2 protein-coding genes are annotated in these 2,778 nt (G+C 38.8%); one reads left to right on the top strand and one right to left on the bottom strand.

The window, feature by feature from the left end; translation table 11 throughout:
• A partial coding sequence (locus B4F08_RS16520) for a putative solute-binding protein (protein WP_291375420.1) occupies positions 1 to 196 on the top strand: 196 nt, incomplete at its 5' end.
• Between the two features lie 59 nt (positions 197 to 255).
• On the opposite strand, the gene plsB is transcribed toward B4F08_RS16520, so the two are convergent.
• The coding region (gene plsB, locus B4F08_RS16515; protein ID WP_291375418.1) for a glycerol-3-phosphate 1-O-acyltransferase PlsB at positions 256 to 2,778 on the bottom strand (2,523 nt) is incomplete at its 5' end.

Raw genomic sequence — 2,778 nt, 5'->3', positions numbered from 1 at the left:
GATTCAATCGGAAAATCACTTGCCTGCTTATTACTGGGCAGATATTTCAGACTTTGAGAAACAAGGTTATGAAGCATTAGTTGCGAAAATCCGTAATCGATATGTTGAACAAGGATACTACGATGCTTTTTTTGTAGAATTGATTAAACGACTTCGATGTATCGATGACCCAAAATATCTTGAATGTCGCAAATGAGAAAGATAAAAAAGCCAAATCTTAGATTTGGCTTTTGTATTTCGAGATGAACGTTGAGATTATGATTTCTTACGTTTTAGACGGCGTTTCGCTTGCTGAGAAGCCATTGCTTCCAAAGCAGTAGCTAATTCTTCATCACTAAACGTAGTAATATGTTGCAGCATCTGTAAAGTGGTTTCATCTAGAACTAACTGAGCACCTGCAGCCATTTCACTAAAGTTATCATCATATTCGATGAAGCCTTGCTCGTTGTTGCGAATATAGTTTTGCTGAGTCAGAACTTTAATAAAGCTTTGGAATAAGGCCTTATCAAAGAATTCTGGTGAATTGAATTCATATAACACAGATAAGCGCTGACCTAATAAGTGGCTTAACTCCTCAACTTGTTTGGTTGAAATGTTGCCTGAGCCTCGCTGAGTGATCAGTGCCAACGTCATATAATAACGTTCAAGACTTTGTTTTACTGGCATTGCCAAGGTCAGTAATTTTTGGTGCTCTTCACTGTTTGGAGTAGGGCTAAATAAATTACCGTCATGGTCTTGGAAAATTAAACCAATTTGAACCAAAGCATTTACATAGCTGTCGATATGTTGTTGCAACTCAGAAGCTTGCCACTTCATAAACAATTCAGCTTTTAAGAATGGATACAAAGTACGAATTACATTACTTAAATCTAATTTATTGATCTTTCCGTTGTGTTCCACTAAAGATGCAACAAGTGAAGGTAAAACAAAGGCATGCAAAATGTTATTACGGAAGTAAGTCAACAATACCGCTTGATTGTCTTCGATCGCGATAATATCACCAAGCACATGGTGAACACGTTTGATCAGTTTTAATTTCAAGCCATAGGCAATAATTTCTTTGCCAGATAATGAAGTCACTTGAGTGCGTTCATCATAAGGATGTTGAGTCGCTAAATCACGATAAATATCAAGTTGCTTAGCACAAATTTCTTCATCAAGCGTATGCTTCGGCGTTGCCAATAAGATCAGAGATAATAATGAAACAGGGTTAATGACAACCGCACGGTTAATATTTTCTAAGATTAGATTTGCTGAGCTAGAAACGACTTTCGAAATTTCAGCTGGAATAGGTGCATCATTTTTCTCGATTTGGATATTTTCTGCTTGATGCTGCTTCAAAATATCATCTAAGAAAACAGGCTCACCAAAATTCACATGTACCTTACCAAAAATACGTTCGATTTTGCGTAAGGTTTTTAAGATACCAAAAATAGATTCTGCTTCTTTAGGCTTACCTTGCATCTCGCCAACGTAAGTTGAACCTTCCATCAAGCGTTCGTAACCGATATAGGTTGGCACGAATACAATTGGTTTGGCACGTCCACGTAGATGACCATGAATCGTCATGGCTAACATACCTGTTTTAGGTGGCAATAGGCGTCCCGTTCGTGAACGTCCACCTTCAATAAAGTATTCAATCGGGGTGTTGCGCGACAAAATGCTGTAAAGATATTCTTTAAATACAGATGTATATAGTGCATTACCGCGGAAAGAACGACGAATAAAGAATGCACCACCGCCACGAAGTAATTGACCTACAAATGGAAGATTGAGGTTGTCGCCAGCAGCAATATACGGGATCATCAAGCCACGTTTATAAATCACGTATGACAATAATAAGTAGTCGATATGACTGCGGTGACACGGTGTGTAAATGATTTCATAGTCTTTTGCGAGTTCACGAACTGTACTGAAGTTATGAACTTCAACACCGTCATAAAGTTGTGTCCACAAACGCGTTAATGCCATATCTGCAAAACGAACGGCTGAAGCTGAGTAGTCGGATACGATTTCATTAACGTATCCGATAGCACGTCGTTCAGCTTCGAGCATACTGATTTTGTGTTGAATACTTTCACGACGGATTGCATCTTGAACATCACGTGATTTGACCACTGACTGCATGACGTTACGACGATCCGACAAGTCAGGACCCAAAACAACTTCGCGTTGCTGATCTAAATAAGTATCTAAAGAGCTTGCGATATATGTTGCAGGAGAGAGATTTGGGTGGTTGGTCTTGGCATAATCTACCAACTCTCTCAATGATTGAGGCTCATGGAATTCCAAATAAGACTGGCGACCATGTAAGCCGATATTCATAAGTTGTTTAACAGTACCCGGTGTTGCCCAAGTATCTGAAAATAGTAATTTGAACCAAGAATCTTCTTTATCAGGCGCACGTCCCCATAATACCGTAACTGGCACGAGTTCTATTTCAGTTTCAGGATGTTTTTCGAGGGCTTCAATAAGATGTAAAAGTTTGCTAGGAAAAGTTTGAGTATTAAAGTAATTATTTTCGTTATGATGAAGGAATAATACTGAGTTCTTTTCCTGATATGATCCAAAACTCAATGGATCTAGTGCAGGTTTCAGATGAAGGCGACGGGTTTCACCATCGACAACAAGCGCATTACTACGTGAATAGTTTTGTAAAACATAGCATACAATTTTATTTGAATCGGTTGTATCCTGCTCTGTTTTGGTGGATTCTGTAGGAACTTCACCAAGAACATGTGGGGTAACCACAAGGTCAAGTAACTTACTCGAAAGTTG

This window comes from Acinetobacter sp. UBA6720, assembly GCF_002454215.1.
Lineage (GTDB): Bacteria > Pseudomonadota > Gammaproteobacteria > Pseudomonadales > Moraxellaceae > Acinetobacter.
Note: the sequence above shows the minus strand (reverse complement) of the source record. Positions and strands in the feature narration are given on the sequence as shown.